The 16,619-nt window shown below is 64.7% G+C and carries 17 protein-coding genes; 6 read left to right on the top strand and 11 right to left on the bottom strand.

The genetic code is table 11. The features are described 5' to 3' along the window. Positions 1 to 51: 51 nt before the first annotated feature. Positions 52 to 672 carry an ATP-binding protein gene (locus tag G3N95_RS11460; protein ID WP_205970097.1) on the top strand — a complete coding sequence of 207 codons (621 nt, stop codon included), beginning with the start codon at positions 52 to 54 and terminating at the stop codon, positions 670 to 672. Positions 673 to 828: 156 nt separating this feature from the next. Here G3N95_RS11460 and G3N95_RS11455 read toward each other — a convergent pair whose 3' ends face one another. From G3N95_RS11455 to G3N95_RS11445, 3 genes are all read right to left on the bottom strand, one after another. Next, on the bottom strand, positions 829 to 1,926 hold the full coding sequence (locus tag G3N95_RS11455) for a saccharopine dehydrogenase C-terminal domain-containing protein (RefSeq protein ID WP_205970096.1): 1,098 nt from the start codon (positions 1,924 to 1,926) through the stop codon (positions 829 to 831). Positions 1,927 to 2,142: 216 nt separating this feature from the next. Continuing rightward, positions 2,143 to 2,601 carry an Lrp/AsnC family transcriptional regulator gene (locus G3N95_RS11450; RefSeq protein WP_028368238.1) on the bottom strand — a complete coding sequence of 153 codons (459 nt, stop codon included), beginning with the start codon at positions 2,599 to 2,601 and terminating at the stop codon, positions 2,143 to 2,145. Positions 2,602 to 2,751: 150 nt separating this feature from the next. Next, positions 2,752 to 3,636, bottom strand: coding sequence for a LysR substrate-binding domain-containing protein (locus tag G3N95_RS11445; protein ID WP_205970095.1), 885 nt, complete (start codon positions 3,634 to 3,636; stop codon positions 2,752 to 2,754). 151 nt (positions 3,637 to 3,787) lie between these two features. Here G3N95_RS11445 and G3N95_RS11440 point away from each other — a divergent pair, with 151 nt between their 5' ends. Together G3N95_RS11440 and G3N95_RS11435 are read left to right on the top strand one after the other, a co-directional pair. Further along, positions 3,788 to 4,309 (top strand): Spy/CpxP family protein refolding chaperone, encoded by a 522-nt coding sequence (locus G3N95_RS11440; RefSeq protein WP_205970094.1) that lies wholly within the window; start codon positions 3,788 to 3,790, stop codon positions 4,307 to 4,309. Between the two features lie 184 nt (positions 4,310 to 4,493). Further along, positions 4,494 to 4,931: a PGDYG domain-containing protein gene (locus G3N95_RS11435; RefSeq protein WP_205970093.1), complete on the top strand. Its 438-nt coding sequence runs from the start codon at positions 4,494 to 4,496 to the stop codon at positions 4,929 to 4,931. Positions 4,932 to 4,960: 29 nt separating this feature from the next. Here G3N95_RS11435 and G3N95_RS11430 read toward each other — a convergent pair whose 3' ends face one another. From G3N95_RS11430 to G3N95_RS11395, 8 genes are all read right to left on the bottom strand, one after another. Further along, complete coding sequence (locus G3N95_RS11430; RefSeq protein ID WP_205970092.1) at positions 4,961 to 5,326, bottom strand: DUF3022 domain-containing protein; 366 nt, start codon at positions 5,324 to 5,326, stop codon at positions 4,961 to 4,963. 49 nt (positions 5,327 to 5,375) lie between these two features. Continuing rightward, on the bottom strand, positions 5,376 to 6,179 hold the full coding sequence (locus tag G3N95_RS11425; RefSeq protein WP_205970091.1) for a YhfC family intramembrane metalloprotease: 804 nt from the start codon (positions 6,177 to 6,179) through the stop codon (positions 5,376 to 5,378). Between the two features lie 88 nt (positions 6,180 to 6,267). Next, positions 6,268 to 7,338 (bottom strand): LacI family DNA-binding transcriptional regulator, encoded by a 1,071-nt coding sequence (locus tag G3N95_RS11420; protein WP_205970090.1) that lies wholly within the window; start codon positions 7,336 to 7,338, stop codon positions 6,268 to 6,270. Further along, a complete protein-coding gene (locus G3N95_RS11415) occupies positions 7,335 to 8,303 on the bottom strand; it encodes an NAD(P)-dependent oxidoreductase (protein ID WP_205970089.1) in 969 nt (322 codons plus the stop codon). Before G3N95_RS11415 ends, G3N95_RS11420 begins: the two co-directional genes overlap by 4 nt. 4 nt (positions 8,304 to 8,307) lie before the next feature. Next, positions 8,308 to 9,582 (bottom strand): MFS transporter, encoded by a 1,275-nt coding sequence (locus G3N95_RS11410; protein ID WP_205970088.1) that lies wholly within the window; start codon positions 9,580 to 9,582, stop codon positions 8,308 to 8,310. Between the two features lie 134 nt (positions 9,583 to 9,716). After that, positions 9,717 to 10,679 carry a sugar kinase gene (locus G3N95_RS11405; protein WP_205970087.1) on the bottom strand — a complete coding sequence of 321 codons (963 nt, stop codon included), beginning with the start codon at positions 10,677 to 10,679 and terminating at the stop codon, positions 9,717 to 9,719. 37 nt (positions 10,680 to 10,716) lie between these two features. Beyond that, complete coding sequence (locus tag G3N95_RS11400) at positions 10,717 to 11,481, bottom strand: TIM barrel protein (protein WP_205970086.1); 765 nt, start codon at positions 11,479 to 11,481, stop codon at positions 10,717 to 10,719. 131 nt (positions 11,482 to 11,612) lie between these two features. Next, positions 11,613 to 12,527 (bottom strand): LysR family transcriptional regulator, encoded by a 915-nt coding sequence (locus tag G3N95_RS11395; RefSeq protein ID WP_205970085.1) that lies wholly within the window; start codon positions 12,525 to 12,527, stop codon positions 11,613 to 11,615. Between the two features lie 119 nt (positions 12,528 to 12,646). Between G3N95_RS11395 and G3N95_RS11390 the strand changes: the two genes are divergently transcribed. The 3 genes from G3N95_RS11390 to G3N95_RS11380 all read left to right on the top strand — a co-directional run bounded on the left by G3N95_RS11390 (position 12,647) and on the right by G3N95_RS11380 (position 16,507). Next, positions 12,647 to 13,732: a YeiH family protein gene (locus tag G3N95_RS11390; protein ID WP_205970084.1), complete on the top strand. Its 1,086-nt coding sequence runs from the start codon at positions 12,647 to 12,649 to the stop codon at positions 13,730 to 13,732. A gap of 168 nt (positions 13,733 to 13,900) precedes the next feature. Further along, entirely contained in the window at positions 13,901 to 14,638 is a 738-nt protein-coding gene (locus G3N95_RS11385) for a glutathione S-transferase (RefSeq protein ID WP_205970083.1), read from the top strand. A 135-nt stretch (positions 14,639 to 14,773) separates the two neighbouring features. Next, the gene (locus G3N95_RS11380; protein ID WP_205970082.1) at positions 14,774 to 16,507 is read left to right on the top strand and encodes a ClcB-like voltage-gated chloride channel protein; all 1,734 of its coding nucleotides are present in this window, start codon (positions 14,774 to 14,776) and stop codon (positions 16,505 to 16,507) included. Positions 16,508 to 16,619: the final 112 nt, after the last annotated feature.

Here is a 16,619-nt window from a genome sequence, read left to right as displayed (position 1 = left end):
CGTTCAAGATCGGCGTTCGCCGTCCAACTTCCACACTGGGGATTCATCGACGTGACGCATCTGGTGTTTATCTGCGGCCATGCCGGCACAGGCAAGACGACGCTTGCCAAACGGCTGATCGGTCCGCTGATGAAGGCAACAGGCGAAGCCTGCTGCCTGCTCGACAAGGACACGCTGTACGGCGTCTACAGCGCGGCCGCGATCGGCGCGCTGACGGGCGATCCGAACGATCGCGACAGCCCGCTCTTTCTGCAGCACTTTCGCGACCCGGAATATCGCGGCTTGTTCGATACGGCCGCCGAGAATCTGCGGCTCGGCATCGGCGTGATCGCCGTCGGCCCGCTGTCGCGCGAAGTGCGCGAGCGCAAGCTTTTCGATCACGCGTGGCTCGGCGTGCCGAAGGATGTGAAGATCAGCGTCGTCTGGGTCTCGACGTCGGAAGAAACGGCACGCGAGCGCATCACGGCGCGCGGCAATCCGAACGACGCCTACAAGCTCGCTCATTGGGACGACTACCGGCAGCGGCGCTTTATGCCGGCGGACGACACACGCGAAGGCCTTCTGATGTTCGACAACACGTCGCCCACGCCGGCCGATTTCGACGCGCTGCTCGCGCAGATCGTGAGGTCGCCGCAATCGTCCGGTGTCATGTTGCCGCCGATGCCCGTATGAAGGCGCCGCGCATCGGATAACACAACGCCACAAACACAAAACGGGCGTCCCGCCGGAAAAGCGGGACGCCCGTTTCGCTGTCGATTCACACGCGGCTCTCTACGGAGCCTCGATCATCCCAGTTGGCCCCCGGTCCGGCCGACGTCCTGCAAAAAATCAGACCGTCGCCATGGCTTCCAGCGTGCTGCCCTCGTACAACTGGCCAAAGCGGTTCGCGAGGAAATCTCGCAGCGACACCTGCTCCTGACGCACGAAACCGCTTTGCGGCAGCTTCTTCTCGCGGAACAGGTCGAGGACCGCGCACATCGCGCCTGCCGTCGTGATCTGGATCGCGCTCATCGGCACACCGCACACGGTCTTCGCGAAGATCTTGCGCGTGAACACTTCCTGCACCAGCTGGCCGTCGCGCATGCCCGTCACGGTAATGAAGACGAGCACGACGTCCTGAGCCGTCGACGGCACCGAGCGGCGCATGATCGTCTTCAACGTGTCGCGGTCGGTGGCGAGGCGCAGGTCTTCGAGCAGGAACTGCATCAGCTCGCGGTGGCCGGGATAGCGCACCGACTTGTAGTCGAGCGTCTCGACGCGGCCCGACAACGTCTCGCACAACGTGCCCAGACCGCCCGACGTATTGAATGCCTCGTACTCGATACCGTCGAGCGAAAAGTGTTCGAGGCCCTCGAGCGGCTGCACCCATTGCGTACGGCCATCGCGAATCGCCTCGCAGGGCTGGCAGTATTCGTTGATCAGACCGTCGACGCTCCACGTCAGGTTGTATTTCAGCGCGTTGGTCGGAAATTCGGGCAGTGCACCGACGCGCATCTTCACATCGCGGATTTCGGTGAAGCGGTTCGCCAGTTCATGCGCGGCAATCCCGATGAAACCCGGTGCGAGACCGCACTGCGGCATGAACGCATGCTCGGCGCTGTCGGCGATCGCGCGGATCGCGTGGGTGGCCCGCACGTCTTCCGTCAGATCGAAGTAATGCACGCCCGCGCCTTTCGCCGCCGACGCGACGCTGACGGCCAGGTAGTAAGGCAGCGCATTGACGAGGGCATCGAAGCCCTGGATTTCGGCGCGCAATGCAGCGGCATCGGCGGAGTCGACGCGGCGCGTCGGAATGCCTTGCGCGGCCAGCTTGTCGAGCGCGTGCTGATCGCGGTCCATCGCGACCACTTCGTAGTCGCCCGTCTCCCGCAGCATGTGCGCGATGGTGTGACCGATCAGACCCGCGCCTACGATGGCAACTTTCATGCGCTTCTCCTTTGTTCTCTGTCTGGTGAATGTCGGTCCGCCGCAGCGAACCTCTGCATAGAAGTTTAAGGAGAAGGCCCGTCGGTTCATAGGCGCAAAGTGCTGCGCTATGACCATGATTTTCGTCAAAATGACGATTAATGCTGACGAATCGTCGAAAACGCATCAAAACCGCGTAAACGGGACTGACAAGACAGCCGTGAAATCACCCGCCCGTCATGTCATGCCGCGATCGATCTTGCGCGACAGAATGATCGACGTCGTCGTGCGCTCGACGCCCGCGAGTCCGCCGATCTGATCGAGCAGATCGTTGAGGCGCTCGGGCGAATCGGCGCGCAACCATGCGACGTAATCGAACTCGCCGCTCACTGCGCACAACAACTGCACTTCGGGCATCCGGTTGAGCTTCTTCAGCACATCCGGCCCATACTTCGGCGCGATGATGATGCCCACGTACGCGTGCATGCTCGCGTCGAGCACATCCTGCCCGAGCCGCACGCTGTAGCCCGCAATCACGTTGGTCTTTTCGAGCCGCGCGATCCGCGCGATCACGGTCGTGCGCGCGACACCCAGTTGCCGCGCGAGATTCGCGACGTTTTCGCGTGCATTGGCTTGCAGCAGCGCGACGAGGTTGCGGTCGAGTTCGTCGAGTTGATCGAGGCGCGGTGGTCTCATCGTTTGAAGATCAAGGTCGAGGTTGAAAAGTGATAGTCCGGCAGACGTGACGGGCCGATGACGCGGATTATGCACCTTGCTCACGTCCGTGCGAATACATGCGGGTTGCACATATTGCGCGAGCGCGCTTCGCAGCGTGGATCGTGAACCTCACGCGCCGAAGCGTTCGATCACGAAGTCGATGAACGTGGTGAGCTTCGGCGTCGGTTGCCGGTCGCGCGGATAGATCAGATGCACAGGCGCGCCCTCCGGCAGATAGTCTTCGAGCACGGACACGAGTTCGCCCCGCTCGATCTCGCTGACGAGCAGCGCTTCCGGTTGCAGCACGAGGCCGAAGCCGCGCAGCGCCGCCATCTTCAGCGCCTGGCCGTTGTTCGCGCGAAAACGTCCCGGACGCAGCTGATAGTCCGCCTCGGCATCGCCGTCGAGCCGCCACAGCCCTTCGCGTCCCCAATGCAGAAAGCCGAGGCACTCGTGATGAACGAGATCGGCGGGCGTCCTGGGCGTGCCCATGCGTTGCAGATACGCGGGCGACGCACACGCTCGCATCCGGTAAGGCTTGAGCGGCCTTGCGACGAGGCTCGAATCAGGCAGTCGCCCGATGCGCACGGCCGCGTCGAATCCCTCATCGACGAGATCGAAGATGCGGTTCGACAGATCGAGTTCGAGACTGACTTCGGGATAGAGGTTCAGATAGTCGGTCATTGCGGGCGAGAACACTTCGACGCCGTACGTGAGCGGCACGGTAACCTTCAGCGTGCCGCGCGGCGCGGAGGTCATCGCTTCCGCAAGCGATTCAGCAGCCTTCACGTCGGCGAGAATGCGCCGGCACTGCTCGTAATACTGACGGCCGATTTCCGTCAGGCTCTGACGCCGCGTCGTGCGCGTGAGCAGCCGCGTGGAGAGCTGTGTTTCAAGCGAACGGATATGCTTGCCGACCATCGCGGACGACAGATCGAAACGCTCCGCGGCCGCCGTGAGGCTGCCCGCTTCGACGACGGCCACGAACACTTCCATGCTGACGAATTTATCCACCGGCTATTTCCGATCGTTTCGGTTGTAAGCAGTTGTCGCAATAGAGACGCAATGAAGCGATAACGTGTTACTAATAACGCACGGCATGATGCACGTCGATCACGATGCGTCGTCCAGCTTCAGCCTCATAGAGCAGACAACAGGAGTCTCAATGAAAAAAACCCTCGCCACACTCGTTACCGTTGCTTCCGCGCTGACCATGCACGCCGCATTCGCACAGACTGCCGCGCCTGCCGGCGCCTCGGCACCGGCGATGTCGGCTGCATCGCAGGCTGCGGGCAAGGCACGCCACGAGCAGCGCGTCGAAGACCGCATCAACTATCTGCACACGCAACTCAAGATCACGTCGGCGCAGGAATCGCAGTGGAAAACGTTCGCCGACGTCATGCGCAACAACAGTGAAACGATGGGCAAGCTGTTCGAACAACGCCGCGCCAACGCGAACGTCTCGGCGCTCGACGACATGAAGCAGTACGCCGAGATCACGCAGGCGCACGCCGACGGTACGAAGAAGCTCGTCGATGCGTTCGACCCGCTGTACAACAGTTTCTCGCCGGAGCAGAAGAAGCTGGCCGACGAAACCTTCCGCCGCCAGCCGCCCGAAGGCCGTCCGCAACATCGCCGCTCGGGCAAGGCCGCCGCGCCCGCTTCGGATGCAACCGTGAAGCCGTAATACACGCCGCTTCATATACTGCTTTGCGCACGACGCCTGCCCTCACCGGCAGGCGTTTTTTCTTGCGCGTCGCGAGAATCTGGCATCATGCGCGCGTGCGCCGCGTTTGCGACTTCCGCTTACGATACCCGCTTGCGATTTGCATCGGCAACGCGCGCTTCCGTCAATCTCTGCTCTTCGCCTTATGATCGAACTCAAGAACATCGACCTGCTCACCGACCCGGCCGCGCAACGCGTCGTCAAGGACGAAACCGTCGCCGTGCAATTTGCCGAAGGCGACGGCGAACTGATGAGCCTGGAAGGACCGAACCGCTATACGCGCGGCGACGCGCTGATCACGGGCTCGACGGGCGACCGCTGGGTCGTGTCGCGCGAACGTTTCGACGCGAAGTATCTGCCCGCCGATGCCGCGCTCGCACACGGCGAACCGGGCCCGTATCGCAACCGCCCCGCCGTCGTGCTGGCGAAGCGCATGGACGAAGCGTTCTCGCTGGCGCGCTCCGCGCAAGGCGGCGATGTGCTGAAAGGCACGGCGGGCGACTGGATCATGCAGTACGCGCCGGGCGACTACGGCGTCGTGCAGGCCGCGCGCTTCGCCAAGGTGTATCGCGTCGCGGACTGACTGAATGCGCGGGGCGAGACGCCCTCGCCTCAGGCGAATTCGTCGCCCAGATCCACTGTGACTTCGCGCGGCACGGCCTTGCCGGCCGCGTGTTCCTCTTCCAGCGATCCCAGCGTCGCTTCCACATACGCGCGCAGCACCGCGAAGCTGCGGCCCCGCACGCGCGGCGGCATCGCGCGATAACGCGCCAATGCAGCAGGCGCGATGGCGACCGTCAGTTCCATGCGGCGCGCCGTCGCGCCGAAACGCATCGCGACCCAATGCACGACGATCTGCGGCACGCCGTTCTCATCGGGACGCTCGATGAACTGCGTCTGCTCGGGAAAGAGATCGCTGATCACGCGCGCCAGCTCTTCGATCTCCGCGTTCGCGCATTCGTACTGATAGGCTTCCATGTCGATTGGCCTCTGGCCTGTTGTTCGGGTTGAGCGTTGTAGCCGTCGATCACACCACGCGGGAATCGCGTCCGCGCAAACGGATCAGCACGGCAGCGACGGCGATGGCCGCAACGGCGTAGATTGCATCGACGGTCACGAGCGACAGCAGCCCGGCCTGCGACATGGCCGCCGGCACGTCGATCAGCGCATGTGCGGCGATCGCGACGGGCAGTATGGCACGCCAGCCGGCACGCACGCCACGCCACATCAGCACCGACAGTCCGATCTGGAACACCAGCGCCGCCACGCGTTCGATCACGAACACGCCCGCCATCGCCGGCGACAGGCTCGCGAGCAGCAGATGGATACGCATCAGCGGTCCCGCCGGAAGATTGCCGAGGTACGTGTCGAGCTGCCCGCGATTTTCGAGCACGCCGAACGCGATCCATTGCGCCTGCACCATCACGCCGACGAGCCACGCTTCCGCGCCACCGTGACCCAGACCGTAAGCAAGCGCGGTGCCGTCAGGGCGCGTGCCGTTGGCGTTGCGTCGCGCGAGCCAGCGCATCGCAATGAAGCGCCCCACTTCCTCGCAGATGCCCGCGGCCAGCACACCGTAGACGACGAATGCGAGGGGGTCGGACAGCCACTCGCTGGTGGCTGCGTTCTGCCTCAGCAGATAGTCGTTGAGCGCACGCTCGACCAGCATCGCGGACAACGCGAACACGGCAATGCCCGCAATCGCGTCGCGCCGGTTCAACGCGAACGGCACGCGCCAGCGGCGATACAGAAAGATGGGAAGCAGCGCGACGAAGATCGTCGCGGCGGCGAGCACGGCAAGCGTGACGGGAGAAACAGGTAAACCGGACATGTGCGTGAACCAGGCGAAAGTCGGAACTCGCCGCGCATTGTAAGCGCATGCCGCGATGAAGGTCGATCAGCGCGCAGTCAACCTGCTGTCAACGCAGCGTCGATGCACGCTCGATCAGGACGCCCGGCAGCAGACAGTCGCGCGCGCTGGTCTGCTCGCCGTCGATGCGCTGATGCAGAAACTCGACGGCCCGATAGCCGATGTCGTAAGTCGGCTGACGGATCGTCGTGATACCCGCAAGCTCGGCCCATTCGGGATCGTCGATCGACAGCAGCGCGACGCGCTTCTGCCAGTTTGGGCCATGCCGCTGGTTTAGATGCCGGGCGAGCGCCAGCGCGACGGGACCGTTGGCCGCGAACAGCGCGACATGCGGCTTGTTCGTGGCGCCTTCGCGTTGTTCATGCGCGGCAATCGCCGCATCGAGTTCGGCGTCGAGCGCGCTCAAGCTTTGCGACAGTTCGTCCGCATCGCCGAGTTCGAGCACGACAGTCCGGCCGCTCACCTGTGGATACTGTTCGAGCGCCCGCCGAAACGCGGCTTCGCGCTGACGCCGCGAACTGATGCGTTCGAACGGCTGGACGACGAACCACAGATGCTCGAAGCCGCGTTCGACGAGATGCCGCGTCCCGAGCGTCGTCGCGCCTTCGTTGTCGAGGCCGACCATGTCCGTCACGAGCCCATCCACACTGCGGTCGACCAGCACGGCCGGAATCCCGCCGCCGCCCACTGGCCGCAGCGTTTCTTCGCTGACGCCGAGCGCATTGACGATCACGCCTTCCACGCGATACGTGGTAAGCAGTTGCAGAAAGCGCCGCTCCATGTCGACTTCGTTCGCGGCATGGCAGATGAGCGGCATGTAACCGAGCGCGTGACACGCGGCCTCGACGCCTTGCAGCACTTCGACGGAATAAGGATTGGTCAGGTCGGCGACCAGCATGCCGATCAGCCGGTTGCGGCCGCGCTTGAGGCCGCGTGCCATCTGGTTCGGCTGATAGTCGAGCCGCTCGATAGCGGCTTCGATACGCGCGCGCAGTTGCGGCGACAGCACGCTCAGTTCGCCGTTCAGATAGCGCGAGATGCTCGTCTTGCCCGTGCCCGCCTCGCGCGCGACGTCGCTGATGGTGGCGCGGCGCGGTGCGCCTGACGTCGGCGTACTCATTGCGAAAGCACGTCGCGATTGACGAGGTTGATCTTCAGCGTGCCGTCGAGCGCGCCGACGAGGTTCTCCGCCGCGCAACGCGCCATGGCGTGGCGCGTCTCGTGCGTCGCCGAGCCGATGTGCGGCAACGCGACCACGTTGCTCATCGTCAGCAGCGGCGAGTCGGGATCGATCGGTTCCTTGTCGAACACGTCGAGGCCCGCGCCGTGAATCGTGCCCGCTTGCAACGCCTCGATCAGCGCGAGTTCGTCGACGGTCTGGCCGCGCGATGCATTGATCAGGATCGCGCTCTTCTTCATCTTGCGCAGTTCATTCGCGCCGATCATGTGACGCGTTTCCGGCGACAGCGGCACTTGCAGGCACACGAAGTCGGACATCGCGAGCAGTTCGTCGAGTTCGACGCGGCGCGCGCCATAGCGCTGTTCGGCTTCCGCGTTCGCGCTGCGGTTCGTGTAGAGCACCTTCATGTTGAAGCCGAGCGCCGCGCGGCGCGCCACGGCGCCGCCGATGCGCCCTAGACCGACGATGCCGAGCGTCTTGCCCTGCACGTCGACGCCATACAGTTCAGGACCGATGCTCGCCCTCCACTCGCCCGCCTTGACCCAGTCCGCGAGTTCGACGACGCGCCGCGCGCTCGCGAGAATCAGCGAGAACACCGTGTCCGCCGTCGATTCCGTCAGCACGTCGGGCGTATGCGCGAGCAGGATGCCGCGCTTCGTCAGATCGGCGACGTCGAAGTTGTCGTAACCGACCGAGATCGTCGAGAGGGCCTTGAGCTTCGCTGCGCCGTCGAGCATCGCCGGCGTGATCTTCACGCTCGCGCCGATCGCGCCGTCGGCGTCCTGCAGCGCGGCGACGAACGCGTCGTGCTGCGCGGCGTCCGCCTGCACGACGTCGGCATGCTGCTGGAGATACGAGAGCACGTCATCCGGCAGCGGCTTGTACGCGACGATCTTTCGCTTCATCGATTCACTTCCCTTGGGTGGCGAGTGTTGGAGTCTGCATCGGCTGCGGCTTCACGGCAAGCGTCAGGATCACGGAGGCGAGCAGCGCGACGCTCATGAACGCATACGACGCCGCGGGCGAACCCGTCGCGCCGTTCAGATAACCGACCACATACGAGCCGACGAACGAGCCGAGCGCGCCCATGCTGTTGATCAGCGCCATCGCGCCGCCCGCGACGTTCTTCGGCAGCAGTTCCGGCACGATCGCGAAGAACGGGCCATACGGCGCGTACATCGCGGCGCCCGCGATCACCAGCAGCGCGTACGACATCCAGAAGTGCGTCGTGCCGAGCGCGTATGAACCCGCGAAAGCCAGCGCGCCGATCAGCAGGAACGGCCATACGAACGCGCGCCGGTTGTTGAGTTTATCCGACGCCCATGACGCCGCGAGCATCGCGATCGTCGCAGCCAGATACGGCAGCGCCGACAGCCAGCCCGTTTCGACCATGCCTAGCGACGAGCCGTTCTTCAGGATGGACGGCAGCCACAGCACGAAACCATACACGCCGATGCTCCAGCAGAAGTACTGCGCGCACAGCTTGACCACGGCCGACGAGCGGAACGCCTCGCCGTAGTTGCGCACCGGCTTGATGGCGGCCTGCTCCGCGCGCAGCGTGTCGGCGAGCTGCTTCTTGTCGGCGTCCGACAGCCACGACACCTGCTCGGGCTTGTCCTTCACGATGAACCACCAGCATACGGCCCAGACGATCGCGGGCACGCCTTCCGCGATGAACATGTGGCGCCAGCCGAACGAATGCACCAGGTAGCCCGATACGACCGACATCCACAGCACCGTCACCGGGTTGCCGAGAATCAGGAAGGTGTTGGCACGCGAGCGTTCGCGCTTCGTGAACCAGTTGCTGATGAAGATCAGCATCGCGGGCATCACGGCCGCCTCGACGACGCCAAGCACGAAGCGGATCACCATCAGCGACGGAATGTTGCTGACGACGCCCGTCAATGCCGCGCAGCCGCCCCACAGAACGAGGCTCCAGAACACGAGCTTCTTGACGCTCTTGCGCTCCGCGTAGATCGCGCCGGGAATCTGGAAAAAGAAGTAGCCGAGAAAGAACAGCGCGCCGATCAGCGACGACAGTCCCTTGCTGATGCCGAGATCCTGATTGATGCCGGCGGCGGCCGCGAAGCCGTAGTTCGCGCGGTCGAGATAGGCGAGGCTGTAGGTGATGAAGACGATCGGCATGATCGTCCACCAACGGCGAATCGCGAGCGATGAGGACATGGTTGTCTCCTGTATCTTGCTGAGGCGGTCGGTCGGCGTGCTGTTGAGCCGCGCGTCTTGCGTTGTCGCAATCGTGCGGCCGGGCATCTTGTCGTTGTCGTCCTGTACTGCTGACTGCTGAAATCTGAAGCGTGTTACGCGGCCAGTGCGGCGGCGCTTTCGAGCGCGTCGAGTTCGGCGCGCGTCGGCAGCCCTTCGGAGTCGCCGATCACCTGGATCGCGAGCGCGCCGATCCGGTTGCCGCGCGCCACTGCTTGCGGCAACGTGCGCCCTTCCAGCAGTGCGCTCACGACACCGACGGCAAAGCCATCGCCGGCGCCGACGGTGTCGACGACCTGCTCGACGCGCTGTGCCGCGACGACGCCCGAGTCCGTCGCCGTGCGGTAGTACGCGCCTTGCGCGCCGAGCTTCACCACGACGCCCTTCGCGCCGCGATCGAGGTAAAACTGCGCAATGTCTTCGGCCTGCGTGTAGCCCGTCAGAATCTCGCCTTCGCCGATGCCGGGCAGCACCCAGTCGGCGAACGTCGCCAGTTCGTTCAGCGCAGTCGCCATTGCTTCGCGCGACGGCCACAGGGTCGGCCGCAGGTTTGGATCGAACGAGATCGTCTTGCCTGCCTGCCGCATTTCGCGCGCCAGATGGAACGCGAGTTCGCGCGAACTCCGCGAAATGGCAGGGGCGACGCCCGTCAGATGCAAATGGCGCGCGGGAAGCACGTAGTCGCCCACGTAATCGACGAGCGACAGATGGCTCGCCGCCGAACCCTTACGGAAATACTCGACAGCGGGATCACTGCCGTCGTCGTTCTTCGACTTCAGCTGGAAACCCGTCGGATAGCGTGCATCCGTCGTCACGCAGCCCTGGTCGATGCCTTCCTTCGCGAGCGTGTCGCGCACGTACTGGCCGAACGAATCGCCACCGACGCGGCTCATCCAGCCCACCTTGAAGCCCAGACGCGACAGGCCGATCGCCACGTTGAGGTCGGCGCCCGCAATGCGCTTCGTGAACTGGCCGACGCCCGCGAGCGGGCCCGTTTCGGCCGCGACGAACATCGCCATCGCTTCGCCGTAGGTGATGACATCGAGTGTCGGATGCATGACTTCTCCTTCGTGATTCAGTCGACGCTCGCGGCGCTCAGGCGGATGCGAGCCATGCGACGAAGTGCGACGCGTCGGCGGCGACGCGCGTGGCGTCGAACGGAAATTCGATGCCGCGCGGCACATTGCGCGGCAGCAGCGGCAGTACGGCCGCGAATACGGGATCGTCGGCGGCGGGCGCGACGGCGAAGCGGCGCGCGCCTTCGCCCGCGACTGCCTTGCAATGGATGTATTCGACGTGGTCCGCGAGCTTGCGGGCCGCTTCGGCGGGATCGACGCCGGGCCATTGCCAGTTGCCGATGTCGAACGTCATGCCGACGAGCTTGTGACGGCCTTCCTTCGCGAGCGCATTGAACAGCCCGTCGAATTGCGCGAGCGAGCCGCCGCGCTCCATCTGCCCGTTCTCGACGACGAGCCGCGCCGCGACGCCTTTCGTACACGTGGCGATCGCGTCGCCCCAGGCGCGTCCCGCGAAACCGCCCAACTGCAACTTGACGAAGCGCGCGCCGAGCGCCGTCGCTTCGATCAACGCCTGGCGAAGGGCGGCTTCGTCGAGGGTGCCGTCAGACATGTACAACTCGGCGGGCGTCGAATACACGGACCACAGGCCTTTCGCCGCAATCGACTTGCCCAGCGCCGACAGCGCCTCCGACGACGCCTCCGCTTCCAGCGCGAATAGCTCCCGGCGCACTTCGAAACCGGCTGCGCCCGCTTGCGCCGCCGTCTTCAACCACGCGTGATGGCCGTCCTTGCGGATCGCATCGGCTCCAAACGCACTCGCGACGATGACAACTTCCGACATGCCCTATACCTTGCTCTGTTGCTTAAAAACGATCTTTGGAATCGGTTCCAAAGATGGATATCAAAAAAGCGCGACTGCGCTTGAGGCGAATACTGCCCCTCGACGTACCGGCACACCATAGTGGTAATCCCTTAAGCGCCGGACTCGCCCGCCAGAGGCTTCGCGTCGCCGTTCAGGCACAGTTCGAGAAAGCGTCCGACGAGCCGCGACGGCGCGCTCGCATGCGGCACGAGGATCGAAAAACGCCGCGTGAGCGGCTCGGGTCCGAGCGGCAGGCGACAGAGCGACTCATTCTCGTGACGCATCGACATCGCCGATACGAAGCCAACGCCCATCCCGGCGCGCACCGCCTCCTTCACGCCTTCGACGCCGGCAATCGCCAGCGCGATCCGCATCGGCGCACCCGCCCGCGCAAACGCGCGCTCGATCAGTTGCCGCACGCCGGAACCCTCTTCCCGCAGCACCAGCGCGTGCTCGCTCAGACCTTCGAGCGTGACGGCCTGCAAGCCAGCGACGGCAAGCGGATGCGAGCGCGGCATGATCGCGACGATCTCGTCTTCGTGCCACGGATGCACCACCGTGTCAGGCGGCAGATCGCCGCCGACCTGCCCCTCCACCAGCGCGACATCGAACGACGCGAGCGCGCCGACGATATCGGCCGTATTACCGTCGTCGGTGTGCACGGTGACGTCGGGGTGAAGGCGCTGAAACTCCGCGATCAGATACGGCAGCAGATAGCTTGCAGGCGTCGTGCTCGCACCGATGCGCAGCGTGCCCTGCTCCATGCCGCGCAGCGCGTCGCGATATGCGTACGCCTGGCGAAACGTGTCGCGCAGCCGCGACGCATAGCTGGCGAGCTGCTCGCCGGCAGGCGTCAGGCGCACGCCGCGACCGTCGCGCAGATAGAGCGGCTCGCCGAATTCATCCTGCAACTGGCGCAACTGGCCGGACACGGCAGGCTGCGACAGATGCAGCGCCAGCGCGGCGCGGCTGATGTTGCGATGCTCGGCGACGGCGGCGAACGTTATAAGCTGATCCGGGGTCATGGCGACAAAATATCAGATTAGCCGATACATTACATCCCAAATCACGATTTTTCATATCGATATATCTAAATTAGGATTAGGCCATCGAATCAAGCAGCCTTCAACGAGAGGTTGAGCCCATGTCCACCACCATTCACACCCATGCCGTTCCCGCCGCGCCGTCATCGACGCGCGGCCAGATCAACGGCATTCTGTTCGTCGCGCTGTTCGCCGCGGCCGTCACCCGGATCGCCGCCATCCCGGCGATTGCCAATCTGGGCATTAGCCCGCTGATCGTCGGCATCGTCGGCGGGATGATCTACGGCAACGCGCTGAAAGACGGCATGCCCGATAGCTGGGCGGCCGGCGTCAATTTTTCGGCGCGCAAACTGCTGCGTATCGCCGTCGCCTTTTTCGGCCTGCGCGTCAGCTTGCAGGAAATCGCGCAAGTCGGCTTGCCGGGTCTCGCCGAATCGCTGCTGATCGTGGTCAGCACGCTCGTGATCGGCACCTGGGCGGGCATGAAGCTGATGAAGCTCGACCGCGACAGCGCGCTGCTCACGGCAGCGGGCAGCGCGATCTGCGGCGCGGCCGCCGTACTCGCGTTCGAATCGACGCTGCAGTCGAAGCCGCACAAGAGCGCAATGGCCGTCGGCAGCGTGGTGCTGTTCGGCACGCTGTCGATGTTCCTCTACCCCGCGCTGCTGCGCGCCGGTCTCATCCATCTCGACACGACGGGCGTCGGCCTGTTCTTCGGCGGCACGATTCACGAGGTCGCGCAGGTGGTCGGCGCGGCGAGCAACGTGAGCCCGGAAGCGACGCATATCGCCACCATCGTCAAGATGACCCGCGTGATGCTGCTCGTGCCGGTGCTGCTGATCGTCGGCCTGTGGGTGAGCCGCTCGGCACGCAACGCAGCGGCGAAAGCCGGACACGACGCAGCGCATGCACCGCGCAAGCTTGCCGTGCCCTGGTTCGCACTCGGCTTCCTCGCCTGTGTCGTCGTGAATTCGCTGCACATCCTGCCCGAAGCCGCCACGAACACCGTGAACATGCTCGACACGTTCGCGCTGACCATGGCCATGACGGCGCTCGGCATCGAAACGCGTCTGTCGCAGATTCGCGATGCCGGTCCGCGTGCACTGACCACGGGTCTCATCCTCTACGTGTGGCTGTTCGCAGGCGGTCTGGGTATCACATGGCTCGTCCAGCACCTGTTCGGCTAAGCCGTCACCCCGTTCAAACAAGCCCCGCCGCGTGCGGGGCTTTTGTGCTTTTTGCCTACACCTTCCGGAACACGCCAACGTCACCCGTCGCGCGGCATACTTCTAGCTCCCTTCCGTGTGCAAACGCGGCGCGACCCGCGCCGCCGACAACCGAATGAGGACCGACCGATGACTTACCGACTCTACTACTGGGATGGCTTGCAGGGCCGCGGCGAATTCGTGCGGCTCGCGCTGGAAGAAGCGCGCGCGGACTACGTCGAAGTCGCGCGCGGCGACGAGCAGGACGGGCTCGGCACGGGCGCGATGATCGACGTGATGAACGACCGGTCGGAAGCGTATCCGCCGTACGCGCCGCCCTTCCTGCAGGACGGCGACCTGATCCTGTCGCAGACGGCCAACATCCTGTTCTACCTCGGGCCGAAGCTGAATCTCGCGCCGACAATCGAGAGCCTGCGCTACGTCGCGAACGGCCTGCAGCTGACCATCGCCGACATGGTGACGGAAGCGCACGACACGCATCATCCCCTCGCAGCGGGCATGTACTACGAGGAACAGAAAGAGGCCGCGAAAATCCGCGCAACGGATTTCATCGACCATCGCATTCCGAAGTTCATGGGCTATTTCGAGCGCGTGCTGAAGCAGAACCCGGCGGGCGACGCGCACATGGTCGGCGACACGCTGACATATGTGGATCTGTCGATGTTCCAGCTGATCGACGCGCTGCACTACGCGTTTCCGCGCGCCATGAGGCCTTTCGGCGAGCGTTATCCGCGCCTGGCCGCGTTGCACGATGCGGTGCTCAAGCGCCCGAACATCGCCGCGTATCTGGACTCCGAACGACGCCTGCCCTACAACGAAACCTGTGTCTTCCGGCACTACCCCGAACTCGACAAGGACGTGCGCTGACATGAACTGACACTGCACTTTCGTCTCGCCGCGGCGCGCATCGGAACGGGCGCGCCGTCCTTCAACCCGCCATCGCGCACGGCCGCCGACATGCAGGCCGCACGCTTCGAACAACCCTAAACGCCCGCTCCTGCCGTGCTTTCATTCCTGCTGAGACTGCGAACCCGCGCCGCCCATCTCTTCCGCCTGTCCGATGCGCACACGATGCTGGTGTGGTCGGTGATCGTCGGCATCGCGGGCGCCTTCGCGACCATTGCCTTTCGCGAAGGCATCTCGCTGCTGCAGCGCGTGTTCACCGGGCAGGACGGCAGTCTCGTCGAAATGGCACGGCGCCTGCCGCTGGCGATGCGCATCGGCCTGCCCGCGTTCGGCGGCCTGATCGCGGGCATGCTGCTGCTCCTTGCGCAGCGCGGCGTCGACAAGAAGCTGCATACGGATTACATGGAAGCCGTCGTGATCGGCGACGGCGTCGTGCCCGTGCGCGTGAGTCTGTGGCGCAGCGTGTCGTCGCTGTTCACGATTTCCAGCGGCGGCTCGATCGGCCGCGAAGGTCCGATGGTGCAGCTCGCCGCGCTCGGCGCGTCGCTGATCGGACGCGTGGTGCATTTCGACCCGCCGCGTCTCAGGCTGCTCGTCGCCTGCGGCGCGGCGGCGGGTATCACGTCCGCGTACAGCGCGCCCATCGCGGGCGCGTTCTTCGTCACCGAAATCGTGCTCGGTTCGATCGCGATGGAAAGCTTCGGGCCCGTCGTGGTGTCGTCGGTGGTGTCGAACATCGTGATGCGCGAGTTCGCCGGCTACAAGCCTCCTTACGAGATGCCTGTGTTCCCGCCCGTCGCCGGGCTCGAAGTGCTGCTCTTCGTCGCGCTCGGCCTGCTGTGCGGCGCGGCGGCGCCGCAGTTCCTGCGGCTCATCGACACCAGCAAGTCGATGTTTGGCCGCCTGCCCGTCCCCTTGCCTTTGCGGCTCGCGCTCGGCGGACTGGTCGTCGGTATTCTGTCCATCTGGACGCCCGAGGTGTGGGGCAACGGCTATAGCGTCGTCAACTCGATCCTGCATTCGCCATGGACCTGGACGGCACTGGTCGTGGTGCTCGTGTTCAAGCTGATCGCGACGGCGGCCACGGTAGGCTCGGGCGCCGTCGGCGGGGTGTTTACGCCGACGCTCTTCGTCGGCGCCGTGATCGGCTCGCTGTTCGGCATCGGCATGAATGCGCTGTGGCCGCATGCGACGTCCGCGCCGTTCGCCTACGCGATGGTCGGCATGGGTGCGTTTCTGGCGGGCGCGACGCAGGCGCCGCTGATGGCGATCCTGATGATCTTCGAAATGACGTTGAGCTATCAGGTCGTGCTGCCGCTGATGCTGTCGTGCGTAGTTGCCTACTTCGCGGCGCGCGCGATCGGCAAGACCTCGATGTACGACATCACGCTGCACCGCAATCGCGCGGAACAGGAGCGCATGCGGCTGCGCGCGACGCAGATGCGCGAACTGATCCGCCCGCCGCAAACCGTCGTGCAGCCGGACGCGACCGTGCACGACATGACGCGCGTGTTCCTCGAATATCCCGTCAAGTATCTGTACGTGACGGACGAGAGCGGTGCGTTTCTCGGCGTGGTCGCGCTGAAGGACATCACATCGGACCTGCTCGATCGACGCGACACCTCGACAAAGACGGCCGCCGATTATCTGCAGCCGCATTTCGACGTGCTCACGCCGGACATGCCGCTCGGCGTCGCGCTCCAGCATTTCATGGCGTTCCAGGGCGAACGGCTGCCCGTCGTCGAAAGCAGAGCCCGGCCGACGCTCGCGGGCGTCGTCTACAAGACCTCGTTGCTCGACGCATACTTCCGGATGAACCCGGCGCGCTAGCCCGCGAACGTCCGCACTCGCAACCGTTCGGCGCCTGGCAAAGCGTGGCAGGTTCCCTACAATGAATTGACCCGGAGCCGGGCACGACTCCGGGCGCGAAGAAGCCACAAGC

Source organism: Paraburkholderia sp. Tr-20389 (assembly GCF_017104565.1).
GTDB lineage: Bacteria > Pseudomonadota > Gammaproteobacteria > Burkholderiales > Burkholderiaceae > Paraburkholderia.
Note: the sequence above shows the minus strand (reverse complement) of the source record. Positions and strands in the feature narration are given on the sequence as shown.

What these genes read in the sequence shown, in the direction of transcription:
- G3N95_RS11450 (WP_028368238.1), bottom strand. Translation starts at nt 2,601, where the DNA reads ATGAGACCACCGCGCCTCGATCAACTCGACGAACTCGACCGCAACCTC.
- G3N95_RS11410 (WP_205970088.1), bottom strand. Translation starts at nt 9,582, where the DNA reads ATGTCCTCATCGCTCGCGATTCGCCGTTGGTGGACGATCATGCCGATC.
- G3N95_RS11400 (WP_205970086.1), bottom strand. Translation starts at nt 11,481, where the DNA reads ATGTCGGAAGTTGTCATCGTCGCGAGTGCGTTTGGAGCCGATGCGATC.
- G3N95_RS11435 (WP_205970093.1), top strand. Translation starts at nt 4,494, where the DNA reads ATGATCGAACTCAAGAACATCGACCTGCTCACCGACCCGGCCGCGCAA.
- G3N95_RS11440 (WP_205970094.1), top strand. Translation starts at nt 3,788, where the DNA reads ATGAAAAAAACCCTCGCCACACTCGTTACCGTTGCTTCCGCGCTGACC.
- G3N95_RS11420 (WP_205970090.1), bottom strand. Translation starts at nt 7,338, where the DNA reads ATGAGTACGCCGACGTCAGGCGCACCGCGCCGCGCCACCATCAGCGAC.
- G3N95_RS11405 (WP_205970087.1), bottom strand. Translation starts at nt 10,679, where the DNA reads ATGCATCCGACACTCGATGTCATCACCTACGGCGAAGCGATGGCGATG.
- G3N95_RS11390 (WP_205970084.1), top strand. Translation starts at nt 12,647, where the DNA reads ATGTCCACCACCATTCACACCCATGCCGTTCCCGCCGCGCCGTCATCG.
- G3N95_RS11455 (WP_205970096.1), bottom strand. Translation starts at nt 1,926, where the DNA reads ATGAAAGTTGCCATCGTAGGCGCGGGTCTGATCGGTCACACCATCGCG.
- G3N95_RS11430 (WP_205970092.1), bottom strand. Translation starts at nt 5,326, where the DNA reads ATGGAAGCCTATCAGTACGAATGCGCGAACGCGGAGATCGAAGAGCTG.
- G3N95_RS11385 (WP_205970083.1), top strand. Translation starts at nt 13,901, where the DNA reads ATGACTTACCGACTCTACTACTGGGATGGCTTGCAGGGCCGCGGCGAA.
- G3N95_RS11415 (WP_205970089.1), bottom strand. Translation starts at nt 8,303, where the DNA reads ATGAAGCGAAAGATCGTCGCGTACAAGCCGCTGCCGGATGACGTGCTC.
- G3N95_RS11395 (WP_205970085.1), bottom strand. Translation starts at nt 12,527, where the DNA reads ATGACCCCGGATCAGCTTATAACGTTCGCCGCCGTCGCCGAGCATCGC.
- G3N95_RS11425 (WP_205970091.1), bottom strand. Translation starts at nt 6,179, where the DNA reads ATGTCCGGTTTACCTGTTTCTCCCGTCACGCTTGCCGTGCTCGCCGCC.